Raw genomic sequence first — 22630 nt, 5'->3', positions numbered from 1 at the left:
ACGCTTTCAAGCGTGAAGCGTGTTAGCGTGCAAGCCGTCGAGCAAAGCGAGACTCTATTCATGATCAAGTTCGACCGGGTGGGCAAACGCTACCCGAACGGCAAGGACGCCCTGCGGCAGGTCAGCTTTGAACTGCCCGCCGGGCAATTGACCTTCCTGACCGGGCATTCCGGGGCGGGCAAGTCCACCTTGCTGAAGCTGATCATGATGATCGAGCGCCCCACCCAGGGTCAGGTGTTCGTGGAAGGCCAGAACCTGACCGGCGTGGGCAGCCGCCACATTCCCTTCCTGCGCCGCAAGATCGGCATGGTGCACCAGAACCATCAGCTGCTGTTCGACCGCAGCGTGTTCGACAACGTGGCCCTGCCGCTGGTAATCGCCGGCTTCGCCCGCGCCGACATCGGCAAGCGGGTGCGCGCCGCCCTGGACAAGGTCGGCCTGCTGGACAAGGAAAAGCTCAACCCGATCATGCTGTCCGGCGGTGAACAGCAGCGCATCGGCATCGCCCGGGCGGTGGTCAACAAGCCGCCGTTGCTGCTCGCCGACGAGCCCACCGGCAACCTGGACCCGGCGCTGAGCGCGGAGATCATGGATCTGTTCCATGATTTCGCCCGGGTCGGCGTGGCGGTGCTGATCGCCACCCACGATCTGTCGCTGATCGCCCGCTACCGGCATCGGCTGCTGACCCTGCGCGAAGGCCGTCTGATTCACGATGGCGAGGAAGCGGCCTCCCAGCGCGACCAGGACCTGGCGCTCTACGCCGGCATCCGGGAGGACCGCCGTGGCCCGTAATACCCGTCCTCCCCGCCAGCGGCGGCCCGCCGGGGCGCGCAGCACGCGCACTTCCCTGGGTGACCAGTTCACCGCCTGGCGCCACCATCACCGGGATTCCCTGACCGACGCCCTGGCCCGCATGCGCGCCGCGCCCACCAGCACCCTGATGACGGTGTTGGTGATCGCCATCGCCCTGGCCCTGCCCGCCGGCCTGGCGGTGTTGATGGACAACGCCCGCGCCCTGACCCGGGGCTGGGACGGCCAGGCGCACCTGTCCGTGTTCCTGCAACTGGATACCGGCGAGGAGCGCCAGCGCGCCCTGGCGCGGGAATGGGACGGCTTCGATACCGTGGCGCGTACCGAGGTGATCACCCGCGAGCAGGCCCTGGACGAATTCAAAACGCTGTCCGGCTTCGGCGATGTGCTCGAGGCCCTGCCGGACAACCCGCTGCCGCCGCTGATCGTGGTCTACCCGGCGGATGTGGCGCCCGGCCAGATCGAGGCCCTGCAACGGCGCCTCAACGGCCTGCCGGAAGTGGACAACGCCCAGCTCGACGTGGCCTGGGTGCGGCGCCTGCACGCTATTATCGAGCTGGGCGACCGGATGATCAGCGTGCTCACCCTGGGCCTGGCCCTGGCGGTGGTCCTGGTGGTGGTGAACACCGTTCGGCTGGCCATCGAAAGCCGCCGCGAGGAGATCGTGGTGATCAAGATCGTCGGCGGCACCGACGGCTTCGTGCGGCGCCCCTTCCTGTACAGCGGCTTCTGCGTGGGTTTCGCCGGAGGCCTGCTGGCGCTGATCCTGGTCAGCCTGGCCCTATGGTGGCTGGGCGGCCCCATCGACGAGTTGCTGAGGCTGTACGATAGCGAGCACTCGCTAACCGGCATGGCCGCCTCCAGCGGCCTGGTACTGCCGCTATTCAGCGGCACCCTGGGGCTGCTCGGCGCCTGGCTGGCGGTGAGCCGGCATCTGGGCGACATCGAACCGCAGTTCTAGGGCCTGTTTTTCCTTTCTTTACCCCACGCCGACGCCGGGTTCCCTAAAGTGGGGAATTCACGGCAGGCAACGGCGTCTATATTGATGCACGTCACCACGGCGTCACCGACCCCGTCGCAGGCTGATAGCAGCCATTGAAGGTTTGAATGACGGGGAACTATCCCGGCTATTAGCACTCATATAAACCGAGTGCTAATATCGAGCCCATCCAATCAGGGAGAAGGGACATGACCACCCAACAACTGCAAAAGGCGCAAGCGTTACCGCTGGCGGTGCCGGGCGACGACCTCGACGCCTACATCCGCGCGGTCAACTCCGTGCCGGTGCTCAGCGTCGAGGAAGAGCGGCAGCTGGCGGAGCGGTTGTACTTCCAGGATGACCTGGACGCCGCCCGCAATATGGTGCTGGCGCATCTCCGGTTCGTTGTTCATATCGCCCGCAGCTACACCGGCTACGGGCTGCCCCTGGGCGATCTGATCCAGGAAGGCAATGTGGGCCTGATGAAGGCCGTCAAACGCTTCGATCCCAACAAAGGCGTGCGCCTGGTGAGCTTCGCGGTGCACTGGATCAAGGCGGAAATCCACGAATACGTGATCAAGAACTGGCGCATCGTGAAGGTGGCCACCACCAAGGCCCAGCGCAAGCTGTTCTTCAACCTGCGCGGCCAGAAAAAACGCCTGGGCCGGTTGACCACCGAGGAAGCCCAGCGGGTCGCCGATGATCTGGGCGTGACCGCCGCCCAGGTGAAGGAAATGGAAGGCCGACTGGGCGCTTTCGACGCCAGTTTCGACGGCCCCACCAGCGACGACGAGGACAATGCGATCCCGTCACCGGCGGCCTACCTGCACAGCGACAACAGCGACCCGGCGGATCTGGTGGCCGAGGAAGATCACCAGCAACGCAGCTCCCGCCAGCTGGGTTCCGCCATCCTGACCCTGGACGACCGCAGCCGCGACATCCTTGAGCGCCGCTGGCTGGCCGACCAGAAAGCCACGCTCCAGGAGCTGGCCGACGAATACGGCGTCTCCGCGGAGCGGATTCGCCAGCTTGAGAACAACGCGCTGAAGAAACTGCGCAACGCCATCGCCGCTTGAGGCGGCGACGGCGCGCGGAACCCCTTCGCCCCGGCACCCACCGCCGGGGCTTTTTTATGGTCCTCCACGCGGTTGAAGAGCCCCCGTCGCATCCCAATTTCCAGTACAATCGGGTCTCCACGGATCAACCACGCCGGTGACCATGAAATACCTCCTTTTCCTGGGCGCTCTGAATGGCGCTCTGGCGGTCACGCTCGGGGCCTTCGGCGCCCACGGGCTGAAAAACCGCGTCGACGCGGCCATGCTCGACATCTGGTCGACGGCCAGCCAATACCATTTCTACCATGCCCTGGCGATCCTGCTGGTGGGCGTGCTGGCCCGCCAGCTCGGCGCCGGCCTGCTCACCGCCGGCTGGATTCTGTTCGCCGGCATGCTGGTGTTCAGCGGCAGCCTCTATGTGCTGGTGCTCAGTGGCCAGAAATGGCTCGGCGCGGTCACCCCGCTGGGCGGCGTGGCGCTGATCATCGGCTGGCTGTGGCTGGCCTGGTCGCTGTGGCGCGCCCACGGCTGACACCCACTTACGGATAGCGAGCACCACCATGACTTCCCTGACCGTAAACGGCGACCCGCTGACCCTGGACGGCACCACCGTCGCGGACCTGGTGGCCCAGCTGCAGTTGCAGGGCCGCCGGCTGGCGGTGGAGGTGAACCGCGACATCGTGCCCAAGAGCGAGCACGGCCAACACCCGCTCCGCGACGGCGACGTGGTGGAGATCGTACACGCCATCGGGGGTGGGTAAATCGCGCCTACGGCGCGATTTACGACCGGACAGGACGTCCGGGCCGGGCGTTCAGACCGGCACGGCGCCGCGCCAGGGATGGCGGGCACGGCGCCAAAGAATGGTACGCGGAAGAGCCGCCAGGAATGGCGGAAATCAGCCCGAACCCTGTTTCACCAACGCTGGAACCCATCATGTCCGACCCGCTTCACATCGCAGGCAAAACCTACCAGTCCCGGCTGCTGATCGGCACCGGCAAATACAAGGACTTCGAGGAAACCCGCCAGGCCGTGGAGGCCAGCGGCGCGGAGATCGTCACCGTGGCGGTGCGCCGCACCAACCTGGGCCAGGAGCCCGGCGAGCCCAACCTGCTCGACTTCGTCACCCCGGACAAATACACCATCCTGCCCAACACCGCCGGCTGCTTTAATGCCGAGGACGCGGTGCGCACCTGCAAGCTGGCCCGGGAACTGCTCGACGGCCACAAACTGGTGAAGCTGGAAGTGCTCGGCGACCAGAAGACCCTGTACCCGAACATCGCCCACACCGTGCGGGCCGCCCAACAACTGGTGGACGACGGCTTCGACGTGATGGTCTACACCAACGACGATCCGATCGTCGCCAAGGAGCTGGAGGACATGGGCTGCGTGTCGGTGATGCCCCTGGGCTCACTGATCGGCTCCGGCCTGGGCGTGCTCAACCCGCACAACCTGCTGTTGATCATGGAAGAGGCCAGGGTCCCGATCCTGGTGGACGCCGGCGTGGGCACCCCCAGCGACGCGACCCTGGCCATGGAGCTGGGCTGCGATGGCATCCTGATGAACTCCGCCATCGCCCATGCCCGCAACCCGGTGCTCATGGCCAGCGCCATGAAGAAGGCCGTCGAGGCCGGTCGCGAGGGCTTCCTGGCCGGGCGCATGCCCAAACGGGTATTCGCCAACCCGTCCTCGCCCTCCGAAGGCCTGATTTAACGCGCAAATACGCAACACGCACGCTGGCACGCTGGCACGCTGGCACGCTGGCACGCTGGCACGCTGGCACGCTGGCACGCTGGCACGCAAACACGCTTACACGCTAAACCCGTGCCTGAAAGCCCTCAGTGTTTCCTGACACCTCAGGAAACATGCCAAACACTCCAGGCGCGGGTTTAGCGTGTTGCGTGCCAGCGTGTTGCGTGTAAGCGTGTTGCGTGCCAGCGTGCTGCGTGTAAGCGTGCTGAGTGTAAGCGCGCCCCCCATCCCTTATACTCTGCCCCGCCAACCGCCACCGTAATCGCCATGCTCGATTTTCTGCACCAGGACAAGGACCCGGAAACCGGCAAGGTGATGCGCCGGGTGCGCAGCTTCGTGCTGCGCGAGGGCAGGCTCACCGACGGGCAGCGTCGGGCCCTGGACACCCTGTGGCCGCGCTTCGGCCTGGAACGGGGGCAGGGCATGCTGGACCCGGACGCGGTGTTCGGTCGCGACGCGCCACGGGTGCTGGAAATCGGCTACGGCATGGGCCGCTCCCTGGCGGACATGGCGGAGACCGACCCGGACAAGGATTTCATCGGCATCGAGGTGCACCGGCCCGGTGTCGGCGCCCTGCTGATGGAAATCGAGCAGCGCGGGCTCACCAACCTGCGCAGCTACTGCGACGACGCGGTGGATATTCTCAAACTGTGCATTCCGGACGGCAGCCTGGAGCGGGTGCAGCTGTATTTCCCCGACCCCTGGCACAAGAAGAAGCACCATAAGCGGCGCATCGTGCAACCGGACTGGGTGGCGCTGGTGGGCCGCAAGCTACGCCCCGGCGGCGTGCTGCACATGGCCACGGACTGGGAAAACTACGCGGAACACATGATGGAAGTAATGGCGGGCACCGACGGCTTCAAGAACCAGGCCGGCGCCGGCCAGTTCGCGCCTCGGCCGGCCTGGCGCCCGGAAACCAAGTTCGAGCGCCGTGGCGCCGGCCTCGGCCACGGGGTGTGGGATTTGCTGTTCGAACGAACGGCGCCGTAGCGAGGGCCACGGCGCCGCATCAGGCGGCGGGGTGCCTAGAAGCGGTATTCAAGACCCACGGCGAGGCTGTCGTATTCCAGGTCCTCGCTGACGTCGTCCGCCTCGAACGCATAGCGGCTGTAGGACGCGGTGACACCGGCCTGCTCACTCAACAACCAGGCCGCGCGCACGCCGTAAAAGAAGTCACGGGCATCGTCGTCCATGCTGTCCGAGCCACCCGGCCCCCTGAGCCGGAACGTGATGTCCGCGTTCTGGATACCCAGGGTGCCGCCGACCAGGAACGAGGGTGTCACCGGGAACATGGCATCGGCGGCCACATAAAAACCGTCCGCTTCCACCTCGAATTTACCGATGCCGCCCTCGATATCGGCTTCCGCGTCCCCGAATTTCCGGTAACCGAAACGGAAAGTGAACATCTCGTTGGCGGCCAGGCCGACATACACATCCCCGCCCATTTCCGCATCCGGCGAACTTATCCGGACCGACGTCCCGCCCACCGCGTCGTCAAGAAAATCATCGGCGTTACTCTGGTCGCGGGTTACCGCCGCACCCACCAGAAATCCGGAATCCGCCTGGGCGGCAAGGGGCAGAATAGTCAGGCTGGACACAGCGGCGGCAAGAAGAAATTGTTTTTTCACGGGTTCCCTCCGATATTAATGTTATTGAATAAGAGCGGGACACTTTACCCAAAAAAGTTATAAAAGGTAAATCCTGATGCACCTTCCTGGTGCTCTCCGCCCGGATCGACATTGGCTTGGAGGGGCGACTTCAGCCGCGATCAACGGCGTGGTCCGCTGTACCGTGCTCAAACCTCTCTCAGGCGCCAGGACCAGAAAGTGCCGAGGGTGCCCATCAGCCCCAGGAACACCAGCGCCCACTGGGCGCCAACCAGGGACACACCGGTGCTGACCGCTCCCACCGCCAGCAGCAGCACGCCGATGACAGTGTTGCTCACCGCCGTGTAATCGGTGCGCTTGGTGCCGCCGGCCATGTCCACCAGGTAGGTCTTGCGGCCAATGCGCACGCCGGAGTGCGCCACGGAAAGCACGAAGAAGGCCACCGGATAGAACCCGCCCAGCCACGACCGCTCCGGGGCGAACAACGCCACGGTGGCCACCGCCAGGCACACCAGGGCCGCCAGACCGCCACCGCGCATCATCACCTGGCGGCTGGAAGCGTCGGCCATGTAGCCCCAGAGCGTGGCGCTGAGGGTGCTGGCCAGGCTGGAGGCCACCAGGAAACCACCCAGCAACGCGGCGCCCTGACCACGCTCCTGGGCCAATACCACCAGAAAGGGGGAACCCAGGGCCGAGGCCATGAGCAAGGCCCGGGCGATCACGAAATTCCGGAACGGCGCGTCGGTCACCAGCAGGTTGAGGCTGCCCAGGGCCTCGCGCAGCGCATGGCCGCCACCGGCGGTTTCGCCCTTGAACTCATCGACGCGGGCGAACACCGCCGCCGCCAGCCACCAGGCCAGGCCCGCGGCCACCAGCAGCAGGGAATAGAACCGCAACCCGGGCTCGCTGTCCTGGCCAAACAGAAACAACCCCACCGCCAGAGTGGCCAACCCGGAGAACGTGGAGGCCAGGCCGGTGAGCCGGCCACGCCGGGACTTGGGAATGCATTTACCCTGCACGTCCTTCATGGCCACGGAGCAAAAGCCGCGGCCCAGGCTGAAAATCACCAGCAGCCCGACGATGGCCAGCCCGGCGGCGAGACCTTCCCAGTGCCATACCGCCAGCGCCATGCCCAGCACGCACACCCCCTGGATCACCGAGCCGAGAACCCAGAAGCCCTTGCGCACCGGATGGCGACGCACCCAGGCACCGATCACCAGTTGCGGAATCAGCGAGCCGGATTCACGGATCGGCACCAGAGCCCCGGCCAGGGCGGCGGGGGCGCCCACCGCGCCGATCAGCCAGGCCAGCACGGTTTTCGGGTTGATCAGCAGATCGCCGATCTTGGAGAGCACGTTGGCCAGAATGAGCCTGAAGAAATTGCCGGGCACCTCCCGGCAGGCCTCCTCGCTGATGTCGGTGCAGGTGCGCGCGTCCTCATCGTTCGCCACCAGCGTGTAAAGGCGGTCCAGCGCGGCCTGGTCATGGTCGCCGCTGGCGCTCCGCGGTTGGTTCATGGTGTCCCCTTAACGTTTTTTAACCCTCGTTTACCCCTTGTTTACGCATCCCGGGAGTAGCATGAAACACAGGAGATCAGAGCACTCAGGGAGAGTAACACTATGTACAGAGTGTATTATCTCGTCCGCAGTCTCGATCAGGTAAAGGTCGCCCTGAACGGCCTGAAGCGCGCCGATATCGGCGCCAACCGCGTGCATGTGATGGCCCGCGACAACGGCGAACTGGTCGCCGAGGGTATCCACGCCACCACCCCCTGGGAAGACACCAACATCATGACCACCGGCTTCTATGGCGCCCTGATCGGCGCCGGCATCGGCCTGTTGGTGGGCGGAGCGTTGGCGGCCATCGACCCCTGGGGCGTGCCCATCGGCTTCTTCGGGGTAGTATTGAGCGTCCTGTTCTTTGCTGCCCACGGCGCCTGGGCCGGCGGCCTGCGCGGCATTTCCCACTGCAGCTACCATCTGAAACCTTATCTCAAGGACATCCGCCGGGGGCGTTATCTGATTCTTGTGGATGTGGACCGCGAGGAACAACGGGCCCGGGTGCACCGGGTGCTGGACCGCAGCCTGTACGCCGACCGGCAGGACGACGAGGGCTCCTACAGCCCGCTGTTCTGAACCGCGCGCGGCTGAAAAGGGTCCGTCGCTTTCTAGCGGGAACGGTGGCCGGATTTCCCGGCGGGAGCGGCTGAAGCCACTCCCGCCACATCCATTGAGCGTGCATTGCACGGTCGGGGGGTGGCCGATAGACTTTGCCCCACCTTTGGATGGTTACCCGAAATGCCCGAATCGATTCCCCAGGACTCCGTTGGCCTGGTACAACCGCGAACCCTGCACGTCGACCAGTCGCTGGAGCTGGAGTGCGGCCGGGTTCTGCCCGCCTATGACCTGGTGTACGAGACCTACGGGACCCTCAACGCGGACGCCTCCAACGCGGTGCTGATCTGCCATGCGCTGTCCGGCCATCACCACGCCGCCGGTTACCACGGCCCGGACGATAAACGCCCCGGCTGGTGGGACAACTGCATCGGCCCGGGCAAGCCCATCGACACCAACCGCTTCTTCGTGGTCTGCCCGAACAACCTGGGCGGTTGCCACGGCTCCAGCGGCCCCACCTCCACCAATCCGGAAACCGGCCAGCCCTGGGGTCCGGATTTCCCGATGATGACGGTGAAGGACTGGGTGAAGAGCCAGACCCGCCTGGCGGACGCCCTGGGCATCGCCCAGTGGGCGGCGGTGGTGGGCGGCAGCCTGGGCGGCATGCAGGCCATGCAGTGGGCGATCGACTTCCCCGAGCGGCTGCGTCACTCGGTGGTGATCGCGGGCGCGCCCAAGCTATCGGCGCAGAACATCGCCTTCAACGAGGTGGCCCGCCAGTCGATTCTCACCGACCCCCATTTCCATGGCGGTCGTTATTATCTGCACGACACCTACCCTCGCCAGGGGCTGATCCTGGCCCGCATGGTGGGCCATATCACCTACCTGAGCGACGACGCCATGCGCATGAAGTTCGGTCGCGACCTGCGTTCCGGTCGCTTCCACTTCGGCTTCGACGTGGAGTTCCAGGTGGAGTCCTATCTGCGCCACCAGGGCGAGACCTTCTCGCGCAATTTCGACGCCAACACCTACCTGCTGATGACCAAGGCGCTGGACTACTTCGACCCGGCCCGGGAGTACGACCATTCCCTGGAAAAAGCCATGGAACAAACACGCTGCAATTTCCTGGTAATGTCGTTCAATTCCGACTGGCGCTTCGCCCCGGAGCGCAGCCGCGAAATCGTCAACGCCCTGGTCCAGGCGGGCCGCGACGTGAGCTACGCGGAAATCGACACGCCCAAGGGCCACGACGCCTTCCTGCTGCCGATTCCGGAATACACCAAGCTGTTCAGTGCTTACATGGGCCGCGTGGCCGGCGAGGTGGCCGCCCATGTCTGAGCGCGACGAGCTGCGTCTGATCAGCGACTGGATTCCCCAGGGCGCCACGGTGCTCGACCTGGGCTGTGGTGACGGCGCCCTGCTGGCGCGCCTGCGCGACGAGCGGGCGGTAACCGGTTACGGTCTGGAGATCGATCAGGACAACCTGGCCGCCTGCTTCGAGAAGGGCGTCAATGTGATCGAGCAGGACCTGGACAAGGGCCTGGGCAATTTCCAGAGCGAGCGCTTCGACTACGTGATCATGACCCAGGCACTTCAGGCGGTGCTGCGCCCGGACGCCATTCTCGACGAGATGCTGCGCGTCGGTCGCGAGGCGATCATCACCTTTCCCAACTTCGGCTACTGGCGCATTCGCGCCTACCTGGGGTTCAAGGGCCGCATGCCGGTGTCCTCGGCGCTGCCCTATGAATGGTACGACACTCCCAACATTCACCTGTGCACGGTGGCCGATTTCCAGGCCCACTGCCGGCGCAACGACATCCGCATCATCGAGCGGACCGTGGTCAACCGCCAGCATCGCAGCGGCGCCCTGACCCGCCTGTGGCCCAACTTCTTCGGCGAGATCGCCGTCTACCGTGTGACCCGCTGACGCGGAGATAAACCATGAACACCCTTGTGCTGGCTTCCGGCAACCGCAAGAAACTCGAAGAGATGCGCGCCATTCTGGCGCCCCTGGATCATGAGGTGGTGCCGCAGAGCGATTTCGACGTACCCGAGGCGGAAGAAACCGGCCTCACCTTCGTGGAAAACGCCATCCTCAAGGCGCGCAACGCCTGCCTGCACACCGGCCTGCCGGCGATCGCCGACGACTCTGGCCTGGAAGTGGACGCCCTGAACGGCGCGCCGGGGATTTTCTCCGCCCGCTTTTCCGGTGCCGACGCCAACGACGCCAAGAACAATAAGCTGCTGATCGAAATGCTCGGCGACCTGCCGGAGGCACCACGCACCGCCCGCTATCAGGCACTGCTGGTGATGATGCGCCATGCCGAGGACCCCACGCCGTTGATCTGCCAGGGCACCTGGGAAGGCGAGATCATACTGCAGCCCCGGGGCGAGCACGGTTTCGGCTATGACCCGCACTTCCTGCTGCCGGACCGGGGCCTGACCGCCGCCGAAATGGACCCGGCGGAGAAGAACCGCGTCAGCCATCGGGGACGGGCCATGGCGGAATTGATTGGCCGGCTGACGGGGGATCGCGGCTGAAGCCGCTCCTACGGCGCCGCCAGGCCATGAACGCCACCGACGATACCCTCGGCCTCTATATCCACGTGCCCTGGTGCGTGCGCAAATGCCCCTATTGCGACTTCAATTCCCACGAGCGCGGCGAGATTCCGGAACGGGCCTATCTGGCGGCCCTGCTCACCGACCTGGACCAGGACCTGCCCTGGGTGGCGGGCCGCGTCGTGGACACGGTGTTCATCGGCGGCGGCACCCCGAGCCTGATGAGCGCCGCCTTCTACCGCGAGCTGTTCCATGGGCTCCGTGAGCGCCTGGCGTTCAGCGACCACGCCGAAATCACCCTGGAAGCCAACCCGGGCACCCTGGAGGCAGGGCGCTTCGCCGGCTTCCGGGAAGCGGGCATCAACCGGTTATCCATTGGCGTGCAGAGCTTCCACGCACAACACCTGGCCAGGCTGGGCCGCATCCACGGCCCGGAGGAGGCGCGGGCGGCGGTGGGGGAAGCCCGCGCCGCCGGCTTCGACAACTTCAACCTGGACCTCATGCACGCCCTGCCGGGCCAGACCACCGAGCAGGCACTGGATGATCTGCGCCAGGCCCTGGCGCTGTCGCCCACCCACCTGAGCTGGTATGAGCTCACCATCGAGCCCAACACCGCCTTCTTTCGCGCGCCGCCGGAACAGCCCGACGGCGACCACCGCGCCGACACCGAGGAAGCCGGGCTGGCGTTGCTGGCCGATGCCGGCTTCCGTCGCTACGAAGTCTCCGCTTTCGCCCGGGACGACCGCGCCTGCCGGCATAACCTGAATTACTGGCGCTTCGGGGATTATCTCGGCATCGGCGCCGGCGCCCACGGCAAGCTGACCCTGCCGGACCGACGGCTGCGTTATCGCAAGACGCGGCAGCCGGAACACTATCTCGCCGATCCGGCGGCGTCGCGCCGTCAGGAAACCGTCATCGAAGCCGCCCTGGAAGAGGCTCTGATGAACGGCCTGCGGCTGGTGGATGGTGTGTCCTCGGCGCTGCTTGCCGAGCGCAGTGGCTGGTCACCACCGGAGCTGGACGCCGCCCTGGCGGCGTTCCGCCAACGCCACCTGTTGGTCGATGAAAAGGAGCGGGTGGCTTGCACGCCCCTGGGGTTCCGCCATCTGGATACCGTGCTCGAACAACTCTTCGCGCATCTGGCCAATCGCTGACGCGACGTCAAAAATCGATCCGCGCGGCGCATAGGCGCCATGGCCTCTGGCTCGGGGTCGACCGGGTGTTCACACTGCCATTTCAATATCCCATGACCGTGGCGTATGCTCTTCGCTCAGTTTCAGGCCACGGATGGCCGGCCCGGCGTCACGCGGGACGCCGCCCTCCGCGGGCACAAGAATCAAAAACACCGCCTTCTATCAGGGGTTTATACCGATGAGTAAGCGCATTATCAGCAAGCGCATGGTGATCATGCTGATCATCCTGGCGATCGTGTTCGGGGCGATCTTCGGCTTCAAGGCATTTGTCAGCGTGAAGATGAACGAATTCTTCGACAACATGCCGCAACCCGCCGCCGCGGTATCCACCTATGAAGCCCGCCCGGACAGCTGGGCCCTGATGCTGGAAGCGGTGGGCACGGTCAACGCGGTGAACGGCGTGGACGTGACCAGTCAGGTGGCCGGCGAGGTGCGCAAGATCGAGTTCGAATCCGGCGACACGGTCAAACAAGGCGATGTGCTGGTAACCCTGGAATCCGCCGCCGACCGCGCCCAGCTCAATGCGCTGCAAGCCACCGCCCGGTTGTCCCGCCAGGAATTCGACCGTTACGAGCGGCTGTTCAAGCAAGGCAGCATTTCCAAATCCGAGCTGGATAACCGCCGCGCCCAGCGCGACCAGGCCATGGCCCAGGCCCAGGCCCAGCAGGAACAGCTCAACTACAAGACCGTGCGCGCGCCCTTCGACGGCCGGCTCGGCATTCGCCAGGTGGACCTGGGTCAGTATCTGCAGCCCGGCACCCCGGTGGTGAGCCTCACCCAGCTGGAACCGATCTTCGTGGACTTCTCCCTGCCGGAGCAGGAACTCAGCAAGGTGGAGCAGGGCTTCAAGGTACAGGTGCGGCTGGATGCCTTCCCGGACCAGAGCTTCGAAGGTGAGATCAGCGCCATTGAGCCGGGCGTGGACGCGGCCACCCGCAACGTGAATATCCAGGCCCGCTTCGAGAACGCGGATCGCAAACTGCGCCCGGGTATGTTCGCCAAGGTGAATATCCAGTTGCCCCAGGCGGAAGACGTGGTGGTGGTGCCGCGCACCGCGATCAGCTACGCGCCCTATGGCAATGCGGTATTCGTGCTGCAGGACGCCGACACCGGCAAGAACGGCGAGCAAGCCAGCGGCGAAGACGAACCCCGGAAAATCGTCAAGAAACGCTTCGTGAAACTGGGCCGCCAGCGCGGCGACCTGGTGGCCGTGGTGGACGGGCTCAAGCCCGGCGAGGTGGTGGCCACCAGCGGGCTGCTGAAACTGCGCAACGACGCCAGGGTAACCATCGAGAACGATGTGCGGCCTTCCGCCGACCCGACGCCGACGCCGGGTAACAGCTGAGGCCGCCCATGAAATTCACGGATATTTTCATCAATAAACCGGTGCTGGCCAGCGTGGTCAGCCTGTTCATCTTCCTGCTCGGCCTGCGCGCCGCCACCGAGCTGAACGTTCGCCAGTATCCGGAAATGGAAAACGCCGTGGTCACCGTGACCACGGTCTATACCGGCGCCGACGCGGACCTGATCCAGGGCTTTATCACCACGCCCCTGGAGCAGGAAATCGCCTCCGCCGAGGGCATCGATTACCTGGTCTCCACCTCACTGCAGGGGGCGTCCTCGATCCAGGCCTATATTCGCCTGGGCGCCGACCCCAACGAGGCGCTCACGCAAATCGTGGCCAAGGTCAACAAGATGCGCAGCGAGTTGCCGCAGGAGTCCGAGGACCCGACCGTCGAACTGGCGGTGGGCGAGGACATCGCCTCGATGTATCTGTCGTTCTCGTCGGAGATTCTCGACAACAACCAGATCACCGACTACATCGTGCGCGAGATCCAGCCCAAACTGGCCACCATTCCCGGGGTACAGCGCGCCCGCGTACTCGGCGACCGTACCTTCGCCATGCGCGCCTGGCTCAAGGCGGAACGCATGGCGGCCCTGGGAGTGACGCCCTCGGACGTGTACGGCGCCCTGCAGCAGCAGAACGTGCTGGCCGCGGTGGGTAGCACCAAGGGCACCAACGTGGCCCTGGACCTGAAAGCCGGTACCGACCTGAATTCCGCCCGCCAGTTCGAGCGGCTGATCATCCGTTCCGAGGGTAACGCCATCGTGCGGCTCGGTGACGTGGCCGATGTGGAACTGGGCTCGGAGTCCTATCAATCGTCGGTGACCTTCAACGGCAAGCAGGCCACCTTCATCGGTGTCGAGGTGGGCACCGACGCCAACGCCCTGGACGTGATCGCGGAAGTACGCGACGTTCTGGAAAACCAGATCTTTCCGCAGTTGCCGGAAGGCATGAGCGGCGACATCCCCTACGACGGCACCGACTACATCCAGGACTCCATCGACGAGGTGATCAAGACCCTGATCGAGGCGGTACTGATCGTGATTCTGGTGATCTACCTGTTCCTGGGTTCACTGCGTTCGGTGCTGATCCCGGCCATCGCCGTGCCGTTGTCCATGGTCGGCGCCCTGTTCCTGATGCTGCTGATGGGCTTCTCCATCAATCTGCTGACCCTGCTGGCCATGGTGCTGGCCATCGGCATCGTGGTGGACGACGCCATCATCGTGCTGGAGAACGTGCACCGGCACGTGGAAGAGGGGCTATCGCCGTTCGACGCGGCCATCAAGGGCGCCCGGGAACTGGCCTGGCCGGTGGTGGCGATGACCACCACCCTGGTGGCGGTGTACCTGCCTATTGGTTTCATGGGCGGCCTCACCGGCACCCTGTTCGTGGAATTCGCCTTCTCCCTGGCCGGCGCGGTGCTGCTGTCCGGTATCGTGGCACTGACCCTGTCGCCGATGATGGCCGCCAAGATTCTCAAGCCCCACGATCCGAACCGGGAAGGCCATCGCTTCGAAAAGTGGCTCAACCGCCGTTTCGAAAAACTGGAGAAGGGCTACGAGCGACGCCTGCACGGCGCCCTCAACGACCGGCCGGTGATCTATGTGTTCGGCCTGGTGATTCTGGTGTCCTGTTACTTCCTGTTCATCAGCTCGCCCAGTGAGCTGGAACCGGCGGAGGACCAGGGCTTCGTATTGACCTCATCCACCGCCGACCCTTATGTGACGCTGGATTATCTGGAACCCTTCACCCGGGAGTTCAACCAGATCGCCGACAGCATGCCGTCGGTGGGCAACGTATTCCTGCTCAACGGCATCGGCGGCGGCGCCGGCACCGCCGCCTCCAACACGGCGCTGGCCGGCTTCGTACTGAAAAGCTGGAACGAACGCGACCAGACCACCGCCGAGGCGAACACCGAGCTGTCCGAGAAGATCAACAGCATCGCCGGCCTGCAGGTGGCCTCCTTCGTACCGCCGTCCCTGCCCACCGCCGGCGGCATGCTGCCGGTGGAATTCGTGATCGGTACCACCGAGCCCACCGAAAACCTGCAGGAGTTCGCCAACGAAGTTCTGGCCAAGGCTCGCGCCAGCAACAAGTTCATCTTCATGGACACCGACCTGAAGATCGATAAGCCGCGCTACAACATCGTCATCGACCGGGAGAAGGCGGCCAGCCTTGGCATCACCATGCAACAGCTGGCCCAGGAGATGGGCGCCATGCTGGCCGGCGGCTACGCCAACCGCTTCTCCCTGGAGAACCGTTCCTACAAGGTGATTCCCCAGGTGCAGCGGGGCGACCGCCTGACTCCGGAGCAGCTCAAGCAGTTCTATGTGCGCACCGGCGGCGGCGAGCTGGTGCCCCTGGCCACGGTGATCAGCCTGGAAGAAACCGTGCAGCCGCAGCAGTTGAAGCGCTTCCAACAGCTCAACTCGGTGACCATCTCCGGGGTGCAGCGGCCCGGCGTGACCCTGGGCGAGGCCCTGGGCGTGCTGGAAACCGCCGCCAACGAGGTGCTGCCTCCGGGCTACTCGGTGGATTACTCCGGCCAGTCCCGCCAGTTCAAGAAAGAAGGCAGTGACCTGATCATCACCTTCTTCTTCGCGCTGATCGTGATCTACCTGGTGCTGGCCGCCCAGTTCGAGTCCTGGCGGGACCCGATCATCATGCTGATCACGGTGCCGATGTCGGTGTGCGGCGCCATGATTTTCGTGAGCCTGGGCCTGACCACCCTGAACATCTACACCCAGGTGGGCCTGGTGACGCTGATCGGGGTGATCTCCAAACACGGGATTCTGATCGTGGAGTTCGCCAACAAGATGCAGGACGAGGGCATGAGCAAGCGCCAGGCCATCGAGCACGCCGCCGCCGTGCGGCTGCGCCCGGTGTTGATGACCACCGCCGCCCTGGTGCTGGCCATGGTGCCGCTGCTGATCGCCGCCGGCCCTGGTGGCGGTGCCCGCTTCGCCATCGGCCTGGTGGTGGCCGCCGGCATGACCATCGGCACCCTGTTCACCCTGTTCGTGGTGCCGGCCATGTACATGCTGCTGGGCCGCGACGAAGGCCACGACGACAGCGACCACGCCGCCGCCTGACGGCGGGGCGGTGCCCTGCGGGGCACCGCCCCGCTCCCACGGCAATGAAAAGCCCCGCTACGTGGCGGGGCTTTTTTGTGTCCGGGCGGTTTGAAGCGCCGGGTCAGAACTTCCAGTAGGCCGAGGCCGCCGGGCCTTTGACGGTCACGTTGTCCTTGTCGTAATAGAACATGTACTCGAGGTTCAGGCCCACGCGCTCGCTGAGATCCATGTCCACGCCCGCGCCATAGGAGGAGTCATAGAACTTCTGGTCGACTTCTCCAAGGTCGGTATCGAGCTTTTCCTTCCCTTCCGTGTAGCCACCCAGCAGGTAGGGGGTGAAAGCGGTGTGGTTGGCCCAGCTGAGTTTGGCGTAAATGCCGTAGAAGTATTCGATGGCGTATTCGCCTTTGACGCCGGGCAAAGCGCGCAGGTTGTCCTCGTTCTTGTTGATCGTGGTGCCGGCGCGCATTTCCACGCCGAACCAGTTGTTCACCCGCCCACCGAGTTTGCCGATCAGTTCGCCGGTTTCGAACCGGTCGTCTCCGAAGAAGCGATCATTCTGCTCATGATGGCCGTAGCCCAGGGACAGATAGGCCGGGGAGGGTTCGTCCGCGCTCACGGGCGACAGCAGGCCCAGGCCGATCAACGGAACGGCCAGGACGGCGATGTTGGTTTTCATTTCTGGATCAGTCCTCTTCCTTGACGCGATTCGCTTCCACCACCCGCTTGTCGGCCCGCAGCCGCTCATGCTGGCGGGGCGTGCAGCCCAGACAACGCACGAAGGCGGCGGACGCCGGTGTTTTCACCAGGGTGTCCGCGGCTTCCTGCGGGTTGCCGCCAATCAGGCTGAATGGCAGGGTCACCGCGTAGACGGCTATGCCCCCCACGGTGCCCACGGTCATGATCGGCCGCACGATCAGGGCATCGCCGAACATGGCGAGCGCCGACGGGCGAGCGCCATCCAGCTCCATGTCGCGGGCCTGGGCGGGACCGGCAAGCGAAAGCGTCGAGGCGAGAGCGGTGGCCGCGACCAGGCGCAGGGCTCGCTTCATGGTGGTTCCCTCTTGCTTGGAATCGTCGATGTGCTCCGGCACGCCCAGGGCGTCCACCGGGAGCTTGTTAATGTAATACTGCTATTGTCGTTCCTAAGTAATTCTTCTTCCGACAATCACATCACAATCTACAGCTTTGTTATGAGCCCGGCAATATGGCCGCCAGCGGCCCGTCAGCGCTGGCAGGCCGCGCAAAATACCGTGCTGCGCTGGCCGTGGCGGGCGCTCCGCAGGGGCGCCCCACACTGCCGGCAGGGCCGGCCCGCGCGGCCGTACACCAGCAACTGCTGGGCGAAATAGCCGGGCTGGCCATCGGCTCGGGTGAAATCCCGCAGAGTGGTGCCACCGGCCTCGATGGCCTTGGCCAGCACCGCGCGGATCGACAGCGCCAGACGCTCGTAACGGGCGCGGCTGATACGCCCGGCGGGCCGCGACGGATGAATGCCGGCCAGGAACAGGCTTTCCTGGGCGTAAATGTTGCCCACCCCCACCACGGTAGCGTTATCCATGATGAAGCTCTTCACCGACACCCGCCGTCCCCGGCTGCGCCGGTACAGCCAGTCGCCGCCGAACGCCTCGTCCAGGGGCTCCGGCCCCAGGTTGGCCAGCAGGGGATGGGTCAGCCCCTCGGCCAGGTAGAGCAGGGCGCCGAAGCGGCGCGGATCGTTGAAACGCAGCAGCCGGCCGGAGTCCAGGTGCAGGTCCACATGATCGTGCTTGCGCAGCGGGGTGTCCGCCCCCACCACCCGCAGAGTGCCGGACATGCCCAGATGGATACCCAGCTCCAGGTCGCCCAGATCGATAAGCAGGTACTTGGCACGCCGCCGCAGAGCGCGGATGGGCCGGTCGCGCAGCTCGCCGACGCGGGCGTCCACCGGCCAGCGGAGGCGCGGCTCGCGCACGGTGACGGCGGTGAGCACACGGCCAGCCACATAGGGCTCGATGCCGCGCCGGGTGGTTTCCACTTCGGGCAATTCAGGCATATTCGGTCAATTCAGGTCGGGGAATCCGGGGTCCGGGGCGAGTGCACGCCTCCACCGGGGACATTAACATGGGCCTCGCATTGTAGTGGACACGGAACACGGAGACACCATGGCGTACTGGCTGGGCGTGGATACGGGCGGCACCTTCACGGATTTCGTGCTGCTCGGCGAGGATGAGCCGCGCATTCACAAGGTCCTTTCCACGCCGGCCGCTCCGGAGCAGGCGATCCTTCAGGGCATCCGGGAAATGGGCCTGGAAGACGCCCTGGGTGCCGGCGAACTGGTTATCGTGCATGGCACCACGGTGGCCACCAACGCCGCCCTGGAAGGCCAGGGCGCGCGCACCGTGCTGGTCACCAACCAGGGCCTGGAGGACGTGCCGCTGATCGGCCGCCAGAACCGTCCGGAGCTCTACAACCTGACCCCCATCGCGGCGCCTTCCGCCCTGGGCGAAACGCCGGTGGAAAGCCTGCCGGCCCGGCTTGGCGCCGGCGGCGAGGAAATAACCGCCCTGGATGACCGGCAGATTCAGGAGCTCGTGTCGAGAGTGAGCGCCCACAAACCCGAATCCGTGGCGGTCAACCTGCTGTTCAGCTATCTCGACCCCGACCACGAAAACCGGCTGGGCCGGGCTCTGGAGGAGGCCGGCCTGACGGTGAGCCTGTCCAGCCAGGTGCTGCCTTTGCGCGGCGAGTACGAGCGCGGCCTGGCCACCTGGTTGAATGCCTGGCTGGCACCGCGCATTCGTCATTATTTGAATCGTTTGTCCACCCATACCCGGCCGTCACCGCTGACCATCATGCAATCCAACGGCGGCACCGTGGCGGCGGAACAGGCCGCCGACCGCGCCGTGAACCTGCTGCTCTCCGGCCCCGCCGGCGGCCTGAACGCCGCCCGCCGTCTGGGCCGCGAGCTGGGCCGCGACCACCTTATGACCTTCGACATGGGCGGCACCTCCACGGACGTGGCCCTGCTGGACGGCGACATCCGCCTGACCCGGGATGGCCACATCGGCCCTTACCCGGTGGCGGTACCGATGGTGGACATGCACACCATCGGTGCCGGCGGCGGCTCCCTGGCGCGGGCCGACGACGCCGGCCTGCTCCATGTGGGCCCGCGCTCCGCCGGCGCCCACCCCGGCCCGGCCTGCTATGGCCGGGGCGGCACCGAACCCACGGTCACCGACGCCAACGTGGTACTCGGCCGCCTGCAACCGGAATTCGCCCTGGGCGGCAGCCTCGCCCTGGACGAGGACGCCGCCCGGGCGGCGGTGAACCGGCTGGCGGCACGGCTGGGCCTGGGGCTCGAGGACGCGGCGCGGGGCATCATTGATCTCGCCAACGAGCACATGAGCCAGGCTCTGCGGGTGATTTCCATTCAGAAGGGCTTCGATCCGGCGAACTTCACGCTGGTCAGCTTCGGCGGCGCCGGCGGCCTGCACGTGTGCGCCCTGGCCGATAATCTGGGCATGCGCCAGGCCGTGGTACCGGTACGTGCCGGGGTGCTGTCCGCGGAGGGGCTGGTGTACGCGCCGCGCAAGCGGGAGCTGATCCAGGCTCTGCCGGCGGACGCCGACGGCCAGGGCGTGGACACCCTGGCCCGGGATCTGGACCGGCACGGTCGCGCCGAACTGGCCGCCGAGGGCGTGGCCGAAACAGACATCGAGACCACCGTGAGCCTGGATCTGTGCTACCAGGGCCAGTCCTCCACCCTGGCGCTGCCCTGGGAAGGGGACGCGGCGGCCTGCGAGGCGGCCTTCCATGCCCTTCACGAACAGCGCTATGGCCACCGGCTGGCCCTGCCCGTGCGGCGCGTGAATGTCCGTGTACGCTGCCAGGCCGCGCCCCGTTCACCGGCGCCGGCGGCCCTCACGGGCGGTACCGGGGAGCCGGCCTGGCACGCCCGGCTGCCGGAACTGTCCGTGCCGGTGCCGGTCTACCGTAGAGAGGCCCTCAAGCCGGAACAGTGCCTGGAAGGCCCGGCCCTGATCTTCGAGCCGGTCGGGACGGTTTATCTGGCACCGGGCTGGCGGGCTCAGGTACACTTTCAAGGTCATCTGCTGATGACCCGCTAGTCACCAAAAAGATACTCATCCCCATGAACGACGTACTCAATTTCCTCTCCGGCGGCCTGCTCTCACCCGGCCCCTGGACCCTGGTTCTGATCACCCTGGCGCTCACTCACGTGACCATCGTCAGCGTGACCGTATACCTGCATCGCTATTCCGCCCACCGGGCCCTGGAGCTGCACCCGGCCCTGAAGCATTTCTTCCGCTTCTGGCTGTGGATGACCACCGGCATGGACACCCGTGCCTGGACCGCCATCCACCGCAAGCACCACGCCCGCTGCGACAGCGAGGAAGACCCCCACAGCCCGCAGGTTCTCGGCCTGCGCAAGGTACTGCGCGAGGGCGCCGAGCTCTACCAGGCGGAAGCCACCAACCAGGAGACCCTGGACAAATACGGCGCCGGCTGCCCGGACGACTGGTTGGAGCGCAACCTCTACCACAAGCACAGCGTGCTCGGCATTACCCTGATGGGTCTGATCAACGTGGCCCTGTTCGGCGTGGTGGGCATCACCGTCTGGGCCGTGCAGATGATATGGATTCCAATCACCGCCGCCGGCATCATCAACGGCATCGGCCACTATTGGGGCTACCGCAACTTCGAGTGCAGCGACGCCTCCCGCAACGTGCTGCCCTGGGGCATCCTGATCGGCGGCGAGGAGCTGCACAACAACCACCACACCTACCCGAACTCCGCCAAGCTCTCCGTGCGACGCTTCGAGTTCGACCTGGGCTGGGCCTGGATCCGCACCTTCGAGGTGCTGCGTCTGGCCAAGGTGAAAAAGGTGGCGCCCAAGCCGGTGGTCGCCCGCGACAAACACACCGTGGACCTGGACACCCTTCGTGCCCTGGTGCAACACCGCTTCCAGGTGATGGCGCACTACCGCCGCGAAGTGATCAAGCCCGTGTTCGAGCAGGAAAAGGCGCGCGCCTGCGACGCCACCCGTGGCCTCTACAACCGCGCCGCCGCCCTGCTGCATCGCGACCAGCGCTTCTTCAAGGTGCGCCACACCAAACGCCTGACCACCCTCACCGAGCACAACTCGACCCTGGCGACAATCTACGATTACCGCCTGCGTCTGCAGGAAATCTGGAGCCAGACCAGCCACAGCTCGGCGGAAATGCTCGACTCCCTGGCGCAATGGTGCCGGGACGCGGAAGCCTCCGGCATCCACGCCCTGCAGGATTTCGTAAGCACGCTGAAAGGCTACCGGGTCACTCCGGCCCGAGCCTGAACCGGACCCCGCCCGCCGCTTGCCGGCGAGCGGGGCCCGCCTTTCCAGGCGCTAGTAACGCAAGGACACCCCCACGGTGAACAGGCTTTCCGTGGGCTTCAGTTCCAGAGCTCCGTCGAAATAGTCCTCTTCGCCGTAGCGCGTCTGGTTCCACTCCAACCGCATATCGAGATTCTCTTGCAGAGGCAGCAGGGCGCCGACGCCGTAGCGAATGCCGTCATGGTCCTGGTCGTCTGAATCGGCGCCACTGACCTCGTAGTTGGAGGTCTGCCATCCCAAGCGCAGATAGGGTGTGGCGCCTTCGAGGCGGCCACCCAGAAGGATGCCCAGGCCGTAGCTCACGTCGGATTCAACCTGCGCTTTATCGGTTACACCACCAGAACGGAGGGTTTCTTCCGCTTCCGCGTCGCGCATTCCCATGTTGGCTTCAATTGCGAAGAAACCATGGATAGAGCGCCACCCATATCCAGCAAAAATACTGCCACCCAACCCATCAGCCGCAAGCCCATCCAGGTTGTAACGAGCACCGAGTGCCGAAGAACTCATCTCGACATGATTGCTGGACCAACCCATGCCAGCCCCAATGAACCCACCCTCGCGCGCCATAACCTGCGAGGGCAACCCAAGCACCAGCGCAAGAGAGCCAGCAACCATGTACACACCCAACCGGTTTTTTCCATTTTGTTTTTTCATCGTTTCCTTCTCCTTGCTCCTTATGGTTTGAACTTTTTTCCTTAGCAGCCCTCCCGGCCACGCGATCCCAAAACACCACGGCAACGCCTACTCGGACCAGGCACCATGGAAAGCAT

At 65.3% G+C, this 22630-nt stretch carries 22 protein-coding genes; 16 read left to right on the top strand and 6 right to left on the bottom strand.

Translation table 11 applies throughout. The annotated features are described in order from the left end of the window. Positions 1-60: 60 nt before the first annotated feature. The 7 genes from ftsE to trmB all read left to right on the top strand — a co-directional run bounded on the left by ftsE (position 61) and on the right by trmB (position 5584). On the top strand, positions 61-792 hold the full coding sequence (gene ftsE, locus JF515_RS16275; RefSeq protein WP_203105520.1) for a cell division ATP-binding protein FtsE: 732 nt from the start codon (positions 61-63) through the stop codon (positions 790-792). Then, on the top strand, positions 782-1771 hold the full coding sequence (ftsX, locus tag JF515_RS16270; protein ID WP_338015239.1) for a permease-like cell division protein FtsX: 990 nt from the start codon (positions 782-784) through the stop codon (positions 1769-1771). Before ftsE ends, ftsX begins: the two co-directional genes overlap by 11 nt. A 227-nt stretch (positions 1772-1998) precedes the next feature. Further along, positions 1999-2865, top strand: a complete 867-nt coding sequence (rpoH, locus tag JF515_RS16265) for an RNA polymerase sigma factor RpoH (RefSeq protein ID WP_203105518.1) — start codon at positions 1999-2001, stop codon at positions 2863-2865. A gap of 142 nt (positions 2866-3007) precedes the next feature. Further along, entirely contained in the window at positions 3008-3376 is a 369-nt protein-coding gene (locus JF515_RS16260; protein ID WP_203105517.1) for a DUF423 domain-containing protein, read from the top strand. 28 nt (positions 3377-3404) lie between these two features. Continuing rightward, positions 3405-3605 (top strand): sulfur carrier protein ThiS, encoded by a 201-nt coding sequence (thiS, locus tag JF515_RS16255; protein ID WP_203105516.1) that lies wholly within the window; start codon positions 3405-3407, stop codon positions 3603-3605. 173 nt (positions 3606-3778) lie between these two features. Further along, complete coding sequence (locus JF515_RS16250) at positions 3779-4555, top strand: thiazole synthase (protein ID WP_203105515.1); 777 nt, start codon at positions 3779-3781, stop codon at positions 4553-4555. A gap of 306 nt (positions 4556-4861) precedes the next feature. Next, a complete protein-coding gene (gene trmB / locus JF515_RS16245; RefSeq protein ID WP_203105514.1) occupies positions 4862-5584 on the top strand; it encodes a tRNA (guanosine(46)-N7)-methyltransferase TrmB in 723 nt (240 codons plus the stop codon). 35 nt (positions 5585-5619) lie between these two features. On the opposite strand, the gene JF515_RS16240 is transcribed toward trmB, so the two are convergent. Continuing rightward, a complete protein-coding gene (locus tag JF515_RS16240) occupies positions 5620-6222 on the bottom strand; it encodes an outer membrane beta-barrel protein (protein WP_203105513.1) in 603 nt (200 codons plus the stop codon). Positions 6223-6389: 167 nt separating this feature from the next. Continuing rightward, positions 6390-7718, bottom strand: coding sequence for an MFS transporter (locus JF515_RS16235; RefSeq protein WP_203105512.1), 1329 nt, complete (start codon positions 7716-7718; stop codon positions 6390-6392). A 102-nt stretch (positions 7719-7820) separates the two neighbouring features. Between JF515_RS16235 and JF515_RS16230 the strand changes: the two genes are divergently transcribed. From JF515_RS16230 to JF515_RS16200, 7 genes are all read left to right on the top strand, one after another. After that, complete coding sequence (locus tag JF515_RS16230) at positions 7821-8336, top strand: hypothetical protein (RefSeq protein ID WP_203105511.1); 516 nt, start codon at positions 7821-7823, stop codon at positions 8334-8336. 162 nt (positions 8337-8498) lie between these two features. Continuing rightward, on the top strand, positions 8499-9653 hold the full coding sequence (gene metX / locus JF515_RS16225) for a homoserine O-succinyltransferase MetX (RefSeq protein WP_203105510.1): 1155 nt from the start codon (positions 8499-8501) through the stop codon (positions 9651-9653). Then, complete coding sequence (gene metW, locus JF515_RS16220) at positions 9646-10242, top strand: methionine biosynthesis protein MetW (RefSeq protein WP_203105509.1); 597 nt, start codon at positions 9646-9648, stop codon at positions 10240-10242. The genes metX and metW overlap by 8 nt, the downstream gene beginning before the upstream one ends. Positions 10243-10256: 14 nt before the next feature. Next, positions 10257-10856, top strand: a complete 600-nt coding sequence (gene rdgB / locus JF515_RS16215; protein WP_203105508.1) for an RdgB/HAM1 family non-canonical purine NTP pyrophosphatase — start codon at positions 10257-10259, stop codon at positions 10854-10856. 26 nt (positions 10857-10882) lie between these two features. Further along, positions 10883-12028 carry a radical SAM family heme chaperone HemW gene (hemW, locus tag JF515_RS16210; RefSeq protein WP_203105507.1) on the top strand — a complete coding sequence of 382 codons (1146 nt, stop codon included), beginning with the start codon at positions 10883-10885 and terminating at the stop codon, positions 12026-12028. Between the two features lie 217 nt (positions 12029-12245). Then, entirely contained in the window at positions 12246-13412 is a 1167-nt protein-coding gene (locus JF515_RS16205; protein WP_238401126.1) for an efflux RND transporter periplasmic adaptor subunit, read from the top strand. A gap of 8 nt (positions 13413-13420) precedes the next feature. Continuing rightward, positions 13421-16504 (top strand): efflux RND transporter permease subunit, encoded by a 3084-nt coding sequence (locus tag JF515_RS16200; RefSeq protein ID WP_203105506.1) that lies wholly within the window; start codon positions 13421-13423, stop codon positions 16502-16504. Positions 16505-16607: 103 nt separating this feature from the next. Here JF515_RS16200 and JF515_RS16195 read toward each other — a convergent pair whose 3' ends face one another. The 3 genes from JF515_RS16195 to mutM form a co-directional block, all read right to left on the bottom strand. Next, positions 16608-17165 (bottom strand): outer membrane beta-barrel protein, encoded by a 558-nt coding sequence (locus JF515_RS16195; RefSeq protein ID WP_203105505.1) that lies wholly within the window; start codon positions 17163-17165, stop codon positions 16608-16610. 7 nt (positions 17166-17172) lie between these two features. Further along, positions 17173-17538: a hypothetical protein gene (locus JF515_RS16190; RefSeq protein ID WP_203105504.1), complete on the bottom strand. Its 366-nt coding sequence runs from the start codon at positions 17536-17538 to the stop codon at positions 17173-17175. Between the two features lie 173 nt (positions 17539-17711). Further along, the gene (gene mutM, locus JF515_RS16185) at positions 17712-18521 is read right to left on the bottom strand and encodes a bifunctional DNA-formamidopyrimidine glycosylase/DNA-(apurinic or apyrimidinic site) lyase (protein ID WP_203105503.1); all 810 of its coding nucleotides are present in this window, start codon (positions 18519-18521) and stop codon (positions 17712-17714) included. 109 nt (positions 18522-18630) lie between these two features. Here mutM and JF515_RS16180 point away from each other — a divergent pair, with 109 nt between their 5' ends. Together JF515_RS16180 and JF515_RS16175 are read left to right on the top strand one after the other, a co-directional pair. Continuing rightward, entirely contained in the window at positions 18631-20595 is a 1965-nt protein-coding gene (locus JF515_RS16180; protein WP_203105502.1) for a hydantoinase/oxoprolinase family protein, read from the top strand. Between the two features lie 23 nt (positions 20596-20618). Further along, on the top strand, positions 20619-21821 hold the full coding sequence (locus JF515_RS16175; RefSeq protein WP_203105501.1) for a DesA family fatty acid desaturase: 1203 nt from the start codon (positions 20619-20621) through the stop codon (positions 21819-21821). 51 nt (positions 21822-21872) lie between these two features. On the opposite strand, the gene JF515_RS16170 is transcribed toward JF515_RS16175, so the two are convergent. Next, complete coding sequence (locus tag JF515_RS16170; RefSeq protein ID WP_203105500.1) at positions 21873-22514, bottom strand: outer membrane beta-barrel protein; 642 nt, start codon at positions 22512-22514, stop codon at positions 21873-21875. Positions 22515-22630: the final 116 nt, after the last annotated feature.

The sequence above is a fragment of the Alloalcanivorax marinus genome, from assembly GCF_016785095.1.
Taxonomy (GTDB): domain Bacteria; phylum Pseudomonadota; class Gammaproteobacteria; order Pseudomonadales; family Alcanivoracaceae; genus Alloalcanivorax; species Alloalcanivorax marinus_A.
The sequence above is the reverse complement of the archived record's forward strand: the minus strand, read 5'-3'. Positions and strand labels throughout refer to the sequence as shown.